The organism is Acinetobacter sp. TUM15064 (assembly GCF_008980265.1).
Classification (GTDB): Bacteria; Pseudomonadota; Gammaproteobacteria; order Pseudomonadales; family Moraxellaceae; genus Acinetobacter.
In genome coordinates, this window is record NZ_BKFU01000066.1 from 1 (window position 1) to 17608 (window position 17608).

The 17608-nt window shown below is 41.4% G+C and carries 14 protein-coding genes; 10 read left to right on the forward strand and 4 right to left on the reverse strand.

Annotation, left to right across the window (positions count from 1 at the left end; translation table 11 throughout):
- Positions 1-199: 199 nt before the first annotated feature.
- Both GBI16_RS15250 and guaA read left to right on the forward strand, forming a co-directional pair.
- Positions 200-562 (forward strand): NirD/YgiW/YdeI family stress tolerance protein, encoded by a 363-nt coding sequence (locus GBI16_RS15250; RefSeq protein WP_086210962.1) that lies wholly within the window; start codon positions 200-202, stop codon positions 560-562.
- A gap of 147 nt (positions 563-709) precedes the next feature.
- The gene (guaA, locus tag GBI16_RS15255; RefSeq protein ID WP_086210961.1) at positions 710-2278 is read left to right on the forward strand and encodes a glutamine-hydrolyzing GMP synthase; all 1569 of its coding nucleotides are present in this window, start codon (positions 710-712) and stop codon (positions 2276-2278) included.
- A gap of 131 nt (positions 2279-2409) precedes the next feature.
- On the opposite strand, the gene GBI16_RS15260 is transcribed toward guaA, so the two are convergent.
- Positions 2410-2820 (reverse strand): hypothetical protein, encoded by a 411-nt coding sequence (locus GBI16_RS15260; RefSeq protein WP_151707386.1) that lies wholly within the window; start codon positions 2818-2820, stop codon positions 2410-2412.
- Positions 2821-3149: 329 nt separating this feature from the next.
- On the opposite strand from GBI16_RS15260, the gene GBI16_RS15265 reads away from it, so the two are divergent.
- The 4 genes from GBI16_RS15265 to GBI16_RS15280 all read left to right on the forward strand — a co-directional run bounded on the left by GBI16_RS15265 (position 3150) and on the right by GBI16_RS15280 (position 5986).
- Positions 3150-4097, forward strand: coding sequence for a pirin family protein (locus GBI16_RS15265; protein WP_086210830.1), 948 nt, complete (start codon positions 3150-3152; stop codon positions 4095-4097).
- Between the two features lie 101 nt (positions 4098-4198).
- Positions 4199-4597, forward strand: a complete 399-nt coding sequence (locus GBI16_RS15270; protein ID WP_086210829.1) for an OsmC family protein — start codon at positions 4199-4201, stop codon at positions 4595-4597.
- 130 nt (positions 4598-4727) lie between these two features.
- Positions 4728-5369 carry a glutathione S-transferase family protein gene (locus tag GBI16_RS15275; RefSeq protein WP_086210828.1) on the forward strand — a complete coding sequence of 214 codons (642 nt, stop codon included), beginning with the start codon at positions 4728-4730 and terminating at the stop codon, positions 5367-5369.
- 14 nt (positions 5370-5383) lie between these two features.
- Positions 5384-5986 (forward strand): alpha/beta fold hydrolase, encoded by a 603-nt coding sequence (locus GBI16_RS15280; RefSeq protein WP_086210833.1) that lies wholly within the window; start codon positions 5384-5386, stop codon positions 5984-5986.
- A 30-nt stretch (positions 5987-6016) separates the two neighbouring features.
- On the opposite strand, the gene GBI16_RS15285 is transcribed toward GBI16_RS15280, so the two are convergent.
- Both GBI16_RS15285 and argS read right to left on the reverse strand, forming a co-directional pair.
- Positions 6017-6619, reverse strand: a complete 603-nt coding sequence (locus tag GBI16_RS15285) for an SPOR domain-containing protein (protein ID WP_004684390.1) — start codon at positions 6617-6619, stop codon at positions 6017-6019.
- Between the two features lie 402 nt (positions 6620-7021).
- Positions 7022-8827, reverse strand: coding sequence for an arginine--tRNA ligase (argS, locus tag GBI16_RS15290; RefSeq protein WP_151707387.1), 1806 nt, complete (start codon positions 8825-8827; stop codon positions 7022-7024).
- A 177-nt stretch (positions 8828-9004) separates the two neighbouring features.
- On the opposite strand from argS, the gene GBI16_RS15295 reads away from it, so the two are divergent.
- Positions 9005-9289 carry a DUF2798 domain-containing protein gene (locus GBI16_RS15295; RefSeq protein WP_151707388.1) on the forward strand — a complete coding sequence of 95 codons (285 nt, stop codon included), beginning with the start codon at positions 9005-9007 and terminating at the stop codon, positions 9287-9289.
- Positions 9290-9297: 8 nt separating this feature from the next.
- Here the strand turns inward: GBI16_RS15295 and GBI16_RS15300 are convergent, their stop codons facing one another.
- Positions 9298-9900 carry a hypothetical protein gene (locus tag GBI16_RS15300; RefSeq protein WP_151707389.1) on the reverse strand — a complete coding sequence of 201 codons (603 nt, stop codon included), beginning with the start codon at positions 9898-9900 and terminating at the stop codon, positions 9298-9300.
- A gap of 274 nt (positions 9901-10174) precedes the next feature.
- Here GBI16_RS15300 and GBI16_RS15305 point away from each other — a divergent pair, with 274 nt between their 5' ends.
- The 3 genes from GBI16_RS15305 to GBI16_RS15315 all read left to right on the forward strand — a co-directional run bounded on the left by GBI16_RS15305 (position 10175) and on the right by GBI16_RS15315 (position 17529).
- A complete protein-coding gene (locus tag GBI16_RS15305) occupies positions 10175-11875 on the forward strand; it encodes an NAD-dependent malic enzyme (RefSeq protein ID WP_151707390.1) in 1701 nt (566 codons plus the stop codon).
- 150 nt (positions 11876-12025) lie between these two features.
- On the forward strand, positions 12026-15340 hold the full coding sequence (locus tag GBI16_RS15310; protein WP_151707391.1) for a type VI secretion system Vgr family protein: 3315 nt from the start codon (positions 12026-12028) through the stop codon (positions 15338-15340).
- A gap of 2 nt (positions 15341-15342) precedes the next feature.
- Positions 15343-17529, forward strand: coding sequence for a LysM peptidoglycan-binding domain-containing protein (locus GBI16_RS15315; protein ID WP_086210823.1), 2187 nt, complete (start codon positions 15343-15345; stop codon positions 17527-17529).
- Positions 17530-17608: the final 79 nt, after the last annotated feature.

Below are 17608 nucleotides of genomic sequence, written 5' to 3' on the forward strand. Positions count from 1 at the left end.
TTCTTGGGTAAGATGAGTATAGTTCATGATGCAACTTTGACTTTGGTCGGTCGGAAGCAAAATGCTAGCTCATCTTGCTTCTTTCCAATAATTTAATCTCTGTTGCACTTCATTTGAGAATCTAAGTTTACAAAAAAGTACCGTCTGTTGGTGCTTTTTTTGTTTTGATTAATAGCAATAAGACATGAGGAAAAATAATATGAAAAATCTTCTAAAAATTGCGCTTTGTATGAGCAGTTTAAGTCTAGCTGTAGGCGCATGGGCAAATGATGACCATATCATCATGCAAGAAGCGGCAAACAATCACGTCACTGTTTCAGCCATTGCAAATCTCAAAGATGAAACGGCGGTCACTTTAAAAGGTACACTGTTGAAACATCTCAATGAAGATCATTATGAGTTCAGTGATGGTACAGGGGTTATTTTGCTGGATATTGATGAGGATTTATGGAAAGTATCCAATATTAAAGCAGGCGATAAAGTACAGGTGGTCGGTGAGGTCGACACACATCGTTATAAACCGACCGATATTGAAGTTGTTAAAATAGAGAAAATTTCGTAATAAACACAGCCCATAATTGCGTGCTTTTTTGTTTAAACATCACCAAATGTTGGCCTTGCATAAAGCTTGTCCGAATTATGTGCGTTATGTGTGGAAAAATGCTAGAATACGGCGCTTATATTCGTTTGCCTTTCATAGTTGTTTGTCATGACTACCAATACTCAAATTACTGAAGATCGTATCCTTATTTTGGATTTCGGTTCTCAATATAGCCAGCTTATTGCACGCCGCGTACGTGAAGCTGGTGTATATTCTGAAATGTATGCTTTTGATATGTCTGAAGAAGACATTCGTGCATTTAATCCAAACGGTATCATCTTGTCAGGTGGTCCTGAGAGCGTACACGAAGAGGGCAGCCCACGTGCGCCAGAAGTTGTGTTCAACTTAGGTGTACCAGTTTTGGGTATTTGCTATGGCTTACAAACCATGTCGGCACAACTTGGCGGTAAAGTTGAGCCAGGGACAGTACATGAATTCGGTTATGCCGAAGTAAACATCCAAGTTCGTGACAAGTTGATTGGTGATCTTGAAGACACCAAAGACCAGCTTAAAGTATGGATGAGTCATGGCGACAAAGTGACGGCGATTCCTGAAGGTTTCCAAATTACTGCAAGCACGCCAAGCTGCCCAGTGGCGATGGTTTCTGATGAAACACGTCGTTTCTACGGTATTCAGTTCCACCCAGAAGTAACGCACACTGCAAAAGGTGCAGAGTTATTGTCTAACTTTGTACACAGCATTTGTGGCTGTCGTAGTCTGTGGAACTCTGAAAACATTATCGACCTGCGTGTTGAACAACTACGTCAACAAATTGGCGATCAGAAAGTTCTTTTAGGTCTGTCTGGTGGTGTGGATTCATCCGTTGTTGCGGCACTTTTACACCGTGCAATTGGCGATCAATTGACTTGCGTATTTGTCGATAATGGTTTGCTTCGTTTAAACGAAGGCGAGCAAGTGATGGACATGTTTGCGAAAAACATGGGTATCCGTGTGATTCGTGCCGATGCTGAAGAGCGTTTCTTGACTGCACTTGCGGGTGAAGTTGATCCTGAGAAAAAACGTAAAATCATTGGTCGTGAGTTCATTGAAGTTTTTGCTGAAGAAGCGCGTAAACTTGATGGTGTAAACTTCCTTGCACAAGGGACGATTTACCCAGACGTGATCGAATCTGCTGCAACCAAAAATGGTAAAGCACATGTGATTAAATCTCACCACAATGTGGGCGGTTTACCAGATGACTTAGCTTTTGAATTGGTTGAGCCAATCCGTGATTTGTTTAAAGATGAAGTACGTCGTTTAGGTACAACTTTAGGCTTACCGCATGAAATGCTATATCGTCATCCATTCCCAGGCCCAGGTTTGGGCGTGCGTATTTTGGGTGAAGTGAAGAAAGAATATGCAGACATTTTACGTCTTGCAGATGACATCTTCATGCAAGAGCTTCGTGCAAGTGGTTGGTATGATAAAACTGCACAAGCCTTTGCTGTATTCCAACCTGTGAAATCTGTTGGTGTCGTAGGTGATGGTCGTCGTTATGCATGGGTGATTGCGCTTCGTGCTGTTGAAACGGTTGACTTCATGACAGCACGTTTCGCACATCTTCCTTATGATCTTGTCGATAAAATCTCAACGCGTATCATGAACGAAATTAAAGATGTTTCTCGTGTTGTGTATGACGTGTCGTCTAAGCCACCAGCAACGATTGAATGGGAGTAAAACTGGGGTTTCAAGCAGCAACGCTGCTTGCCAGTTTTACGCCAAGCGCTTTGCGCGCGGCAGTTGACGCAAATTATCTTTAAAAAAGAGCGCCTAAGCGCTCTTTTTTTTATTTAAAAGTGTCAGAAAAGTTAATTAACTAAGAAGTACGGTTCTAAGAGACTAAAGAGCTTCTTATTTAATATTGCTGAGTGATATTTACCATTTTCTACCCATGATGCACTTTCAAGCCAATTAGTACTCTCTTGCACAATTTTTACTAAAGCATCATGGTCAATTAGACACCATCCTTTATCAATTGGAAAAGCTATATGTAAGTTTTTATTTATATACTTTTTATCAATTGTAATGCGGCTTTTTAGCTGGATTCGTAAGGTGTCTTTTCCATTTAAATGATATGCAAGAAAATCGGCACCATTCCAATCATCTGATAACTTTATACAATTGAATCCGTAGTCTGCTAAATATGCCGAGATTTTCTGGAAATTATAAATTTCTTTTTGCCTAGGGGATAATTCAGAATAGATAATTTTATTAAACATTAAGGAAAAATTTTAGTTGTAAGTGATTTAATTGTATATCTTTTTTCTATAGGTTTAAATGCTCGGAAAAGATCGTTTTGATGAAGAAAACTTCTCAATTAGGCTAAAATGTACAACCTTTCATGATTCCTAAATCACTCCAGCAGAGCAAAAACACACCTTATAAAGATGTAACAACATTTTTACATCCACGCATTGCCTTTTACTTAAGTTTTGAAAATACAAGATATTGTCCCATGTTTAAGAATCAGCATTCTATTTTTAGGTATGTGCAGTTGGGAATCTGCTTGTTATGATCTAGGACATATGGATCTGTAATGAGTAAGCACATGACGAATAATAATTATACTGAACTTTCGCATTCGGATGACTGTGAAAAATACGTAAATCAATTCATTCAAGAGTTTCCACTGAGAAGTGCTGAAATCGGCCAAGGGACGGTCATCAAGCGTGCACTACCAAGTCGCCATAAACGAATGATTGGCGCATGGTGTTTCTTAGATCACGCTGGCCCTGTAACTTTCCCACAAGGGGACGGTTTAGATGTTGGTCCACATCCACATATTGGTTTGCAAACTTTTACATGGATGATTGAAGGCACCATGATGCATACCGACAGTTTGGGCAGCAAACAACTGATTCGTCCAAAACAGGTCAACCTCATGACCGCAGGACATGGAATTTCCCATACGGAAGTCGCACCAGATACAGAAACCAAAATGCATGCGGCACAGTTGTGGATTGCATTGCCCGATGCACAAATTGCTGTTGAACCCCGTTTCGATCACTATCCAGAACTGCCAGTGGTGGAAAAAGATGGGGTAGCATTTACCGTATTGGTCGGAGAGTTTTTAAATACCACCTCACCTGTGAGTGTCTATACCGAGCTGTTAGGGGTGGACTTAAGTGCAGCAGAAAGCACCAAGACCCGTTTAACGCTCAATCCAAACTTTGAATATGGATTTATGGCTTTAGAAGGAACGGCTACGGTCAATGGGCACGAACTGAGTGAAGACAATATGGTGGTGCTCGAGCAGGGTGTAAGCACGATTGAAATTGAAATTCATGCGGGTAGTCGCTTGTTACTGTTAGGTGGTGAGCCGTTTGAAAGTCCAATTCTACTGTGGTGGAATTTTGTTGGGCGTACTCAAGAAGAATTGAAAATTGCACGTGATCAGTGGATTGCACAAGATGAACGTTTTGGCTCAATTCCAGACTATGAAGGCCCGCGTTTGGAAGCACCAGCATTTCCAGACCAAATGCGCGCTTCAAAATAAGAGGAATACTGCGAAAAATCGTTCAACAACAGCATAGGTGGACAGTTTCAGTACTTGAAACCTATTCAAAAAAGATAAATGAAAAATAGGATAATAAAAAAATGGCAATCATTGCGAATGCAGAAGTGAAAACATGCGTCGAAGCATGGTCTGGTGAAGTAAGTAGTGGGCGACATCAATTCATTACCGATAAACCAGCGTCTTTTGGCGGTCAGGACAAAGGCCCTGCACCTTATGACTTTATTTGTACAGGCTTGATTTCCTGCACCATGATTACCCTAAGGATGTATGCACAGCATAAAGGGATCGAGTGGGGGGCTTTTAGTGTCGAAGCAGACTTTAATGCCAATAAAGAAGGCCGAGAATGGATTAGTCGTCGTTTGTCGTTTGAGCAAACATTGACAGAAGAAGCACGCCAAAAAATCTTAGATATCTGTCAAAAAACACCAGTTACTAAAACTTTATTACGTTCTGTTGAGATTGAAACCTCAATCGTTTAAGTCACTTGGCTGTTTTTAGAGGCAGTAAAGGATTTTGTACGACTGCAGATTCATGTACATCTACAGGTGCAAAATCCAAATTTTCGCGTAAAGTGAGTGCTAGATTTCAATTAAAACAAAAGGCAAAACAATGATCACTCTGCACCATTTGGAACATTCACGTTCTTTACGCATTTTATGGGCTTTGGAAGAGTTAGGGTTGGAGTATGAGGTGAAGTTTTATAAACGGCTGCCGACTTATGCTGCGCCACCTGAGTTAAAAGACATTCATCCCTTAGGCAAAGCCCCCGTTTTGACTGATGGTGATTTGGTCATAGCAGAATCTGCGGTGATTTTAGAATATCTGCAAGCCACTTACGATACGGCGCATAGGTTTAAACCGCAAAATCCAAAGGACTTAATGCAATACAACTACTGGATGCATTATGCCGAAGGGTCGTTGATGCCCTATTTGGTCATGACCTTGGTGATGACCAATGTACCGAAACATGTTCCCTTTCTAATTAAGCCGATTGCCAATAAAATTTGTGATGGGGTGAAAGGCAGCTTTATTAATCCACGCTTGAAAGAGCATAGTGCATATTTAGAAAATTATTTATCTCAACATGAATATTTTGCAGGTGATTTTTCTTTTGCCGATATTCAAATGAGCTTTCCTGTGGTGGCGATGCAAGAGCGAGTCAAAGCCCATAATCCTCAAATGGTTGCTTATGCACAGCGTATTCAGCAACGCCCAGCCTTTAAAAAAGCCAAAGAACTCAGTGGGTTATAGTGGTGGGTGATGGTTTGAACCTGATTTTTTTGCCCGGTGCATCGGGTAATACGGCATTTTGGCAACCTGTCATACAGCGCCTCCCAGAGGACAATTCAAGCATGGTCGTCGCTTATCCGAGCTTTGGTGGCTATCCGGATGATGTGAATGTGCAGAGTTTTGAGGGCTTACAAGACTATGTATTGAATCAAATTCAACAGCCTTCTGTGGTCATTGCACAATCTATGGGTGGCATTTTTGCAGTGCAAGCTGCCTTACAAAAACCTGAGCAGGTACAGGCTTTGGTACTTGTGGCAACCTCAGGCGGTATTGATTTAAGTCCTTTTCAGGTGGCGGATTGGAGAGAGGATTATCAACAGAACTTTACTGTTCCCGATTGGTTTGTTCAGCATCAGTCTGATTTGACGGACAGTCTGGAGCGTATCCAGTGCCCAGTTCTGCTGATTTGGGGCGATGCAGATCCGATTAGTCCTGTTGTAGTGGGGCAGGCCTTACACCGTCAAATACCACATGCTGAATTGTATATCGTGTCACAGGGGCAACATGATTTGGCTTATGTACATGCGGAGCATGTTGCGCAATTGATTCAGCGTTTTCTCACCAAACTCAGGGTATAAAAAAGGATGCCTCGGCATCCTTTTATTTTTTTAGCGTTTGACCACAATCGAATCAATCCCGCTATGTTGTAGGGTTTGCTGTGCAATCACCGCAGCTTCTTGCGAGTCATATGGCCCTGAAATCACGCGATACCATGTTTGCCCACCTTCAACGGTTTTGACGACATCGGCAGAGAGACCATTTAAGATAATTTCTGCACGACGTGCATCTGCACTGTCTGGGTCAGGGTAGCTACGCACTTGCAAAATAAAGCTTGGTGCTTGCGGTGTTGGTGCTGCTTCGGTTAAACCCGGTTCAGCAGGGGTGCTTTCTTCGGCAGCAGGTGCTTCAACAATCACCACAGTGCTTGGATTGTCTTTAGTTTCAGGAATGGCTTGATCTGGAATCGGAGTCACTTGCTGCTGTGGCAGTAAGTCGTAGAAACGGTAGTCTTTATTGGTTTCTTCTTGATAATGTTCCGAGGTGATTTGACCTTTCGGCTTCACTGGCGCCCAAGGCTTCCACAGTAACAGTGCTACAGCAAAACAGAGCACGATTAAAATGACCACAAGTGTACCGAGCCAAGCTGGAATCAGTGGCTTTTTGGGTTTGTTCGGTCTTTCAGATACACCGCGCTGCGTTTTTCCAAACACGTGGAAACCTCTTTTCTTCTAATCAATATGAGGGACTGGCCCATTCTTTTCTTTATTTTAATACTTGGCCTCAAGGGATTAAAAGAGGCGTCATCGTAAAATAAAGAATCGCTTTGCAAAATTCAAGTTTCACAAAGCGAACAATACATCTGGGTTGATATGGCTACTTCGGGCATAGCCCATTATCTTGCGACGATGTGCAAAGCGTTGCTTTTTACATCGTTACCTCAAGCATAGCTTTCGGTCTTGCAGCCATGTGTGAAGCTTTGCTTCACTTATTACATGGTTACTTCGGGCATAGCCCTTCGTCTTGCGACGATGTGCAAAGCGTTGCTTTTTTACATCGCTACCTCAAGCATAGCTTTCGGTCTTGCAACCATGTGTGAAGCTTTGCTTCACTTATTACATGGTTTCAGGTGCAGACACACCCAGTAACTCTAAACCATTACGCAAAACTTGTTGTACGTTTATTGAAAGTAATAAACGGGCTTGCGAAAGGGCAACATTCTGTTCGTCGATAATTCTTGTATTATCCAAGTTATACCAACCATGGAATAATGCTGCGAGTTCTTTCAAATAGTTGCCCACTTGGTGTGGTTCATAGCTATTTGCAGCACGAAGCACAATTTCAGGATAGGCTGCAAGTTTAGCCAGAATTTCAGTTTCAGCGTCAAGCGTTAATAAGGTCGCATCGTAATCAGCCGTTTTGCTACGATCAAAAGGAATGCCTTTTTCAGGGGCTTTCACATCGACCATACGATTGACACGTGCGTGCGCATATTGGATGTAGTACACCGCATTGTCTTTGCTTTGTGAAACCGCAAGGTCTAAGTCAAAGTCAATGTGTTGCTCGGACTTACGCATCACGTAGTAGAAACGCGCAGCATCGTTGCCCACTTCTTTGCGCAGGTCACGTAAAGTCACGAACTGGCCTGAACGAGATGACATTTGCACCATCTCACCACCACGCCATAAGCTCACGAACTGAACCAATAGAACGGTGAGTTTTTTCGAGTCATAGCCCATTGCATCAATCGCGGCTTTAACCCGTGAAATATAGCCGTGGTGATCTGAACCCCAAATATCAATCAGGTCGGTATAGCCACGTTGTAATTTGTTGAGGTGATAAGCGATGTCAGAAGCAAAATAAGTGGTTTGCCCATTACGACGCTTCACAACACGGTCTTTTTCATCGCCAAATTCAGTTGATTTGAACCAAATATTGCCGTCTTTTTCGTATAAGAAACCACGTTGTTCTAAAGTGGCTAACGCTTCATCAATTTTATCCGTGAGTGATGCTTCGCTGAACCATTGGTTAAAGGTTACGCCAAACTCACCTAAGTCATCTTTAATATCATCTAAGATGGCATGGAGTGCTGCTTGGTGGAATACACGGTAGCCGGTACCAATGAGTTGCTGTGAATTGGCGATTAAACCATCAATATGTTTTTCTTTGTCGCCTGAAAGGACAACTTTATTGCCTTCAGCATCGAGCTCTTCTGCATATTGTACATCTTCAGGGACATCGTTATAGACGTCAGCCACTGGTCGAACGTAGGCATCACCATCAGCATCAATAATGCTTTGCGCGATTTCTTTAACATAATCGCCTTGATAGGCATTTTTTGGGAAAACCAGTTCCTGACCTGTTAATTCGAGGTAGCGTAAATAGGTGGATGTTGCAAGGATGTCCATTTGACGGCCTGCATCATTCACATAATATTCACGGTCTACCGTTGCACCTGTTGCTTCAAGCAGGGTTGCAACGGTCATCCCGTACGCTGCGCCACGACCATGACCAACGTGTAAGCTCGACGTCGGGTTGGCAGAAACGAATTCTACTTGGATTTTTTTCGCAGCATTGGCTTGAGTGCGACCAAATTGCTTGCCTTGCGCTTGAATTTGCTCAAGTACAGCAAAACGTTGGTCAGCATTTAAAAAGAAGTTAATAAAGCCAGGGCCTGCGATTTCTGCTTTGCTGATGTCTGCCACTTCAGGCAACGCAACAAGAATTTTTTCGGCTAAATCACGTGGCTTCATCCCCGCAGCTTTAGAGGCAATCATCGCGATATTGGACGCGAAGTCACCGTGGCTTCGGTCTTTGGTACGCGTCAAATTACTGCTGTTATTCCAGTCTGCTGGAAGGACGCCTTCAGCTTGAAGGTTTTGCACTGCGTGCTCGAGAGCTGCTTGGATTGCCGTGTTCATATTCAGTCGAAAATTTAATGTCGCAGAAAAACGCTAAATATAGCAAATTTCGGCGTCTTTAGGTGAATCCATTTTTATAGAATAAAAAATGCGCACTAATTGCTAACGATTGCACTGCAACAAAGATGAAAAGTGCAGTATGATCAAAACCAAAACGCATACTTTTAAGGATGAAACGTGTCTGAACAGCGCCCCATGATCATTGGCAATATTCCCAAGTTACCCGCAAAATACGCCATGTTTATTTTGCCGTTTTTTATCTCATTTTTTATGAGTGGCATTATTTCGATGATCAATCTGTGGCGTAATTTGGGCTGGGTGGACAACTTTCTACAGGTTTGGCTGTCTGCATGGATGATGTCTTGGGTGGCGGCCTATCCTGTCGTGCTCATTGTACTGCCGATTGTGCGCCGTTTGACTGGTGTGTTTGTCGATATGTCACATCTGAACCCACCCAAATAACCTTCATTTTAGCTATTTTCACGGCATGAGACAGGTTTGCTGAGTAGTGCCGCATTTTGGTTTTGAAAACGATACAGTTTGCCTGCATGAAAGAGCTTAATCACTTGGGCACTGGCAAGCTGTTGTTGAAAACGACTCAGGGTTTGGTGTTGAAATGGATCAAAGGGATTGCCGTAGTTTTTGTTGTCGAGTAAAAACTGAATCTGTCCTGCTGCTTTATCATAACCATATAAAATACGTTTGCCTTGCGCATCTTGAAGCTCAAACGTAGGCGGATGACTGTTGATTTTACAATTCAGACGTAGTGAGAGCACAAAGCCTTCGGTCGATTTGTTTTGTAGCTGATAAATCCCTTGGTTTTCATTCTCCAGATAGACCCATTGGTTCAAGGGTAAATTGGCACTGAGTTGCTCATATTGTTCGATGGTGGCTTTACTGATATCAACAATGCCTTTTTGATCAATTTCAGGCAGTTTCTCGTGATTACCCAATAGCCCTGTAATTTTATGACTCACGGTATTTTGAGCCTTAGAGATAGATTGGCAAGCGGTCAGTTGAGCGGTAACAACGCTTATGAGGCTCAACAAGAGCATTAATTTTTTTATTGTCATTTTTTTGCGGATAGAGAACTACGAAAGGCGCTAGCTTAGCTTGTGTAATGGTGAAGTTCAATTTTTATCCATTTTGAATTTTGAGAAAAGTCTGTTTCAGTCCCTATATTTAGTTGTATGACTCAGTATTTTTATTTTCAGACTAAATCGCTTTGATAATTGCATCACGCTTATAAATATCAAAACATGAGTAAATGGCGCTAAGCTAGTAGCCGAAATAGATGTACAGATTCTCCCATAGGTTCATCTAAATCTATGTATAACGAGATAGGTAATGACGACAGAATATTTAAAGACAAAACAACCCTTATACATCCCTTATGCGGGCAATACCTTGCTTGAGTTGCCGCTGTTAAATAAAGGATCCGCATTTACGGAAGAAGAGCGCACTCGCTTCAACTTGCATGGTTTAATTCCACATGTTGAAGAAAGTATTGAAGAACAAAGTCAGCGTTCTTATCAACAGTACTGTGCTTTTAATGATGCGATCAATAAGCACATTTACTTGCGTAATATTCAAGACACCAATGAAACCTTGTTCTATCACCTTATTGAAAACCATTTAAGTGAGATGATGCCAATCATCTATACGCCAACGGTGGGTGAGGCCTGTCAGCGTTTCTCGGATATTTATCGCCGCCATCGTGGCACATTTATTTCTTATCCAGATCGTGCGCATATTGATGACATCTTGCATAACATTAACAAGAAAAATGTCAAAGTCATTGTGATTACCGACGGCGAGCGTATTTTAGGCTTGGGCGACCAAGGCATTGGCGGGATGGGTATTCCGATTGGAAAATTGTCGCTGTATACCGCGTGTGGTGGTATTAGTCCAGCGTATACTTTACCGATTACCCTTGATGTCGGGACCAATAACCAGCAGTTACTGAATGACCCGATTTATATGGGGTGGAATCAACCGCGCATCAGTGGTGATGAGTATTATGCTTTTGTCGATGAAGTGATTGCGGCGATCAAGCGTCGTTGGCCGAAAGCGCTGATTCAATTTGAAGATTTTGCGCAAAATAATGCTATGCCGTTACTGAATAAGTATCGTGATGCAATCTGTTGTTTTAATGATGATATTCAAGGTACCGCAGCCGTTTCTGTGGGTAGTTTGATTGCTGCATCACGTGCGGCAGGTAAACAGCTCAAAGATCAAACCGTTGCCTTCTTAGGTGCAGGTTCAGCAGGCTGTGGTATTGCTGAACAAATCGTTGCACAGATGAAAGTTGAAGGTTTAACTGATGCCGAAGCGCGCGCACGCGTGTATATGGTCGATCGTTTTGGTTTAATCACTGAAAATCAGCCGAATCTACTCGATTTCCAACGCAAATTGGCGCAAAAGCCAGACGTGATAGCGGAATGGGGCAATGCGGAAGAAGTGATTTCACTGCTTGATGTCGTGAAGAATGCCAAACCTACCGTGTTGATTGGCGTATCGGGTCAGCCGGGCTTATTCACTGAAGAAGTGATTCGCACTTTGGCTTCGAACTGTGATCGTCCGATTGTATTGCCACTGTCTAATCCAACGTCGCGTGTCGAAGCGGTGCCAGCGGATATTATTCACTGGACGGATGGCAAGGCTTTGATTGCGACGGGCAGTCCTTTTGCTCCTGTCAACTATCAAGGCAAAATTTATAATATTTCGCAGTGCAATAACTCGTATATCTTCCCAGGTATTGGGCTGGGCGTGATTGCGGCCAATGCAACCCGTGTGACAGACTCTATGTTAATTGCATCAAGTAATGCTTTGGCAGATTGCTCACCGATGTTGGTTAATCCTGAAGCAGACTTGTTACCTGAGATTGATGAAATTCAGAACGTATCTAAGCTGATAGCCTTCAAAGTAGCCAAAGCAGCGATGGATGCAGGTGTAGCCCCGATTATTAGTGATGAGCAATTGCAACACGCGATTGAAAAGAACTTCTGGAAGCCAGAGTACCGTCACTATAAACGTGTCGCCTTCTAAAGTTGAAATGAGATTGAACAAAAAGGAGCATGCTGCTCCTTTTTGTTTTTTTAGAGCTACGTCTTCATTAACATTATTTTACTAGATTAAAAAAAAGACATTTTGTACACTCCGCGCACAAATATAAAAACCAATAACTTCATAATGATCATGTTCAATTCTATTTATAAAATGCTGGAATCCTTTGGATTTAGTTCACAAAAACGTGCTTTGCATATTCATTTTTCCAATCTGGCCTTGAACACACAGGTATTTATTCAGCGCATTGAGGGTGAACACCGCATCAATCAGGGCTTAAAAGCTGAAATTCTATGTCTATCGACCAATGCTTATCTGCCTTTGAAACAGTTCATTGGTGGCCGTGTCGCGGTCGATCAAGTCACGGATGTGGGGCAACTTTCTCGTCTGACGGGGGTGATTACCAGCGCCAGTCAGGGGCAAAGTGATGGTGCATTAACCGTTTATAAACTGACGATTGAAGATGCAACAGCGCTGTGGCATAAGCGCAGAAACAGTCGCGTGTTTATGAGTAAAAGTGTTCGTGAAATTACTGAAACTCTGTTTAGCGAGTGGCAAAGTCACAGTACGTTATTTGCAGCCAGTTTAAGCCTGAACTTAGACGGGTTAAGCCGTGATTATGATGTGCGTCCTTTTGTCATGCAGTCCAATGAAACCGATGCTGAGTTTCTTACACGCTTATGGCGGAGTGAAGGGATGAACTGGTTGATCGATGAACAAGCCCCGATGGTGCTCAGTTCGTCCGAACCGATTCAGGCACAGCAACTTCGTTTAATTGATGATAATCAATCTTTTATTGCGCTGGGCCGCAGAAAGATTCGTTTCCACCGCAGCCATGCCACCGAGCCTTTTGATAGCATCACCAGTTTTATTGCTGAACGTCACTTACGGTCCACCACCGTGCAGACGCAGCGTTGGCAAGCGCAATATTTAGCTCAAGATCAGAGTCAGGCTGTATTGAGTGTGCATCAGCACAGTGACCAACAAGACAATGAAGGTTTGGGTTTGGAACAAGTCTGGTGTGTCAGTCCAGCATGGACGAGTGATCTACAGGGTGAGGATCAAACTACACCTGCCAATAGCAGCCAATTGGAACGCCTCAATCAACAACTGAACCAATATCACGAACTTCAGGCCAAATATTTCACAGCAAAAAGTAGTGTTCGAGATGCACAAGTGGGCTATTGGTTTGAAATGGTTGACCACCCCGAAATAGATCAGCATGTGTTCGTAGAGCGTGAATTTCTCATTTTAGGTAAAGTCTTTTATAACCAAAATAATTTACCCAAAGAGTTGCTACAGCAAATCAATCTGTTACTAAAAGGGAGTCGCTGGAAAGGTCTGAGTGAGGAACGACAAGCCAATGAACTCTTTGTCGTACGCCGTGAGGTCAAAATTGTTCCTGAATATCAAGCGTGGATACACCGTCCAGCAGCCTACCCTTTACGGGCTAAAGTCGTCGGGCCCGAAGGGGAAGAAATTTATGTGGATGCATGGGGGCGGATTAAAGTTCGCTTCATGTTTACCCGTAGTGATGACCATACCCATGATGGTGGTGCGGGGGCAAATGACAATGACACAGATTCGGCTTGGGTCGATGTATTGACCCCATGGGCGGGTGAGGGATATGGCGCACGTTTTCATCCGCGTGTCGGAGAAATTGTGGTTATTGACTTCTTTGAGGGGGACGTTGATCGACCCTTTGTCGTAGGGCGTATTCATGAAGCCGAGCGCCACCAAACTATGTTTGATGTGAAAGGGACATTGCCTGCGACGAAAAAGCTCAGCGGAATCCGTTCACAAGAGGTTGCAGGACAAGGCTTTAACCAACTGCGTTTTGATGATACGACAGGGCAAATTAGTGTGCAGTTACACAGTAGTCATGGAGCGAGTCAGCTCAACCTTGGTAACCTCAGTCATCCAAAAGAAACTGAAAACAGTGATGGGCGTGGTGAGGGGTTTGAGCTAAGAACGGATCAATGGGGAGCCATGCGTGCAGGTAAGGGTCTCTTGATTAGTACCTATGCTCAGGATCAAGCGGTCGCAGATCATTTGGCTGCGTCAGAAGCCCAGTCCATCTTGCAGCAAGGTCATGACAGTATGCACATGTTGAGTACTTTGGCTGTCAAACAACAGACCGATGCACTGAATGTCGTCAATCGTCTGCCTAAGTTGATTCAATCTTTAGAGTTAAAAGGAGCCAATCAAGCACTCCAAGCAACTGTTGGTTTATTTAAAACGGCAGTTAGTCAAGATCCGATTTCGGCACTAAAAAGCTGTGGTGGCTTCATTGAGGATATTCAAAAATTTGGTCAAGACACAGACAATCTGATCAATGAATTTAAAGACTTCTTTCAAGACGCGAATAACTCAATCGAAAACTTAAAAGCCTTTATTGATAATCTCGAAGAACATGGTTCAGATGCTTTAAAGAGTCAGTTGCAAAGTGTCAAAGAAAAATTGAATGCGGATCCTTTCTCCGCTTTAAAAGATGTTGGCAAAGTGATTGCTAATGTCGAGATGAATGACTTTGATCTGACCAGTGTTTGCGGAAGCTTTAATAAAGGCAGCAAGCTAAATGTTAATCCTATGCAGGCATTGGGCTCCATGCAAGGCTTTATGGAGACATATGCTCAAGAGGCAGAGCAAACGCAGGATACTCACAATCAAGCTCAAGCGAAGATCTTTCGTCAGGCTTTAATGTTGTTGGCTTCCCCCAATGGTATTGCCCTCACGACACCCGAAGATATTGTTTTACAGGCTTCTCAAGACATTGTTGAAAGCGCACAGGGGTCTATTAACTTAAGTGCACAGAAGAATATTATTGCGCATGCACAGGATAAGGTGAGCTTATTTGCTGCACAAAAAGGGCTAAAGGCATTTGCTGCAAAAGGAAAAGTTGAATTACAGGCGCAAGATGATGCGATAGAGGCGATTGCGCGCAAGGTGATTAAGCTAATTTCAACTGAAGATAAAATAGAGATAACCAGTCCAAAAGAAATTGTGCTTACTGCTGGTGGTTCACAGCTCAAAATCAATGGGGATGGAATTTTTACGACAACAGGTGGAAAGTTTGAAAGTAAGGCGGGTCAGCATAGTTTTGTGGGTGGGGCAAAAGTGTCTTATGAGGTTCCTGAATTACCTTGCTCTTCTACTTTTAGCAATCGGCTAGATATTTATAATTTATTTTGGGCAAGTGATTTTAATCAGCTCAGTTACAAAGCTTTTATTCCTGAGACAAATGTATTTATTGCAGGGGTAATAGATGAACATGGCCGTACAGGAAAAATTAACACATCAGACCCAACAAAAGTCCAAGTGCTTGTTGGATCTGATGATGAATGGGGCTTACGAGTCGAAAGTTTTGATGAAGATGATTTTAGTATTGATAAAAATGTAAATGGTGAGAATTTAGAAATAAATCATAATGAAAATAATAAGGATTAGAAATGAATAAAAAATCATTAGTGACTATACAAATTTTAGATTTATTTGGAAGCCCAATTCCTAAAGCTCAATATAAAGTGACGAACCAAAGGACTGGACAGGTTATTGCGGCTGGTGCAACAAACTCTAAAGGGTGCATTGTCGAAATTAGCCGAGATAAAGGTACAGCATTAGATGTTCATGTCAAAAGTATGTTTGATGGTTTAATGCTAAAAGTCCAAAGCTTTGTTATGTCTAGAGATAGGATGATTGTAAAGATTACGAGCCCTAAAGTTCTTTTAAACTTAACGACATTCACTAATCAGGGAAGTAATGGAGAATATAAAAGAAAAACACATGTTGTGAAAAAAGGAGAAACTTTATTTGATATCGCTCAGAAAAATAATACGACAGTTCGCGCATTAGAACGCCTAAATAAGATAGATGATCCAAATAAGATTTATATTGGTCAAGTGATTAAGTTGGAAGTAAATATTCCAGCTGCAGGAAATCATGTGCATCAACAAAAAGAAAAATCAGCCACACAACCAAAAAATCAATCGTCCCCTAGTACAACATCAAAAATATCTCAGAGGCAAGAAGCAAAAAAGCCTTCTCAGGCGAGTCCGCAAAAAAAGCAAGGTGATGGACTTTTTTCAGGAAATTTAGGTAATGAAATCCTAAATAAGGTGAATGAACTTTATGAAGAGGGTAAGAATATACTCAATGAAACTGCCAATTTAGGCTCTAAAATCCCGACAGTTGAAGACCGTAGCCAAGAGAGTGGAACACCCAAAACGAATACTGAAAATTTATGTAAAACCAATCCTCAATGTATTTCATCAGGTAAAAGTGAATTAATTAGAGAAATTAATATTCGTTTAGCTGGGTTTGGTGGTGCATTACCCACAGATGAGTTTACTAACTTAACAGCTGCTTGTATTAGGCAATTTCAGAGAGATTATATGGGGGTGATTGAAACTGGAAAAATTTGTGGAAGCGTTTTATCTGCTTTGGATAAGTTTTACTATGAGTATCCAATAGCAAGTTTTATGGCGAAGGCTTCTTGTCCGTGTGGTGAGTGTTTAGGGTATGGTAATAATATTAGAGGGGTGAAGTCAGGATTAAATACTGCAAATGAGTATCCAGGTTTACATAGGTCTTTAATATGGGTGTTGAAGGCATTAAGTTTTTATCTAAAAAATGATTTTAAATCTGAAAATATCGAAGTAGCATATATAGAGTCCGGGTATAGGTGTATCGAGAGTAATAAACAAAAGAAAAGAACTAGTGTTAACCATATGGGACTAGCTTTAGATATACATTTTAATAAAAATGGAGTTAGAACTACAGCTTCTCAAGATATGAATAAAATACGTAAAAAAATATTAGTAGCTAAGATGAATGCTTCAGAACAAAGACAAGATGGTAAAATTTATCTGGAACCAGAAAAGTTTAATGATGGTTCTTCGGGAGCAAGTACATGGGTGCATTACGATGTGACAAAATTTTCAATGGTTGCTAGAAATGAAATTTATTTTAAAAAAACAGTTAAAGATCTAAATGGAGAATTATTCTCTGTTCTACTAAAAGAAATAAATAAGCAATCTTTACTCAGTTGTTCTGGTATTATCTTTAAAAATGAAGATCCTAAATCTAATATTTTAGAAAGTGAGTTGATTTTATCGAATCAAGATATTATTGATATTATGAAGGTAACGGAGACTGAAGTAATTAAATTTAAAAATGAAAATAATTTTAAACAACAAGCTGCTGGAGTTGTAGATACTATATTAAATAGGACGAAATCTGGTGTATGGGGAGGTACTGTGAGAAATGTTGTCAATGCACATCGTCAGTTCTCTAAAATAACAGGACCTAAAAGTTTAGAGCCATATGGTTCTGTTCAAAATATGCCAATGTCTGCTGTTAGCTCAAGGATAAAAAATTTCGTGAATAGTTATTTGATTGAAAGAGCAAATGGTCGCCCATCCATTGTAGGGGGACATTTGAATTATGCAAATAAATATTATTCTGATGAATATAATCGAAAAGCATGGGTCAATGTTTTTCATGATAAAGCTGTTAGAGAGGGTCTAATTTTTGGTCATGGAAAAGCAATTCATGCACATGGTACAGTTTCTGAATTAAAAGATAGTATTCCAAAATCATTTAAATTAAGACTTCCAGATAATTTTAAAGGAATTTAACACCATGTTTAATTTTAATTTTTTTTATTTAATTTTTTTTATAGGATTAGGTTTTCTGAATGTGGCATGTGCAAAAACT

Coding starts and splice junctions, on each gene's coding strand:
- GBI16_RS15250 (WP_086210962.1), top strand. CDS start 200: ATGAAAAATCTTCTAAAAATTGCGCTTTGTATGAGCAGTTTAAGTCTA.
- guaA (WP_086210961.1), top strand. CDS start 710: ATGACTACCAATACTCAAATTACTGAAGATCGTATCCTTATTTTGGAT.
- GBI16_RS15260 (WP_151707386.1), bottom strand. CDS start 2,820: ATGTTTAATAAAATTATCTATTCTGAATTATCCCCTAGGCAAAAAGAA.
- GBI16_RS15265 (WP_086210830.1), top strand. CDS start 3,150: ATGACGAATAATAATTATACTGAACTTTCGCATTCGGATGACTGTGAA.
- GBI16_RS15270 (WP_086210829.1), top strand. CDS start 4,199: ATGGCAATCATTGCGAATGCAGAAGTGAAAACATGCGTCGAAGCATGG.
- GBI16_RS15275 (WP_086210828.1), top strand. CDS start 4,728: ATGATCACTCTGCACCATTTGGAACATTCACGTTCTTTACGCATTTTA.
- argS (WP_151707387.1), bottom strand. CDS start 8,827: ATGAACACGGCAATCCAAGCAGCTCTCGAGCACGCAGTGCAAAACCTT.
- GBI16_RS15300 (WP_151707389.1), bottom strand. CDS start 9,900: ATGACAATAAAAAAATTAATGCTCTTGTTGAGCCTCATAAGCGTTGTT.
- GBI16_RS15305 (WP_151707390.1), top strand. CDS start 10,175: ATGACGACAGAATATTTAAAGACAAAACAACCCTTATACATCCCTTAT.
- GBI16_RS15310 (WP_151707391.1), top strand. CDS start 12,026: ATGTTCAATTCTATTTATAAAATGCTGGAATCCTTTGGATTTAGTTCA.
- GBI16_RS15315 (WP_086210823.1), top strand. CDS start 15,343: ATGAATAAAAAATCATTAGTGACTATACAAATTTTAGATTTATTTGGA.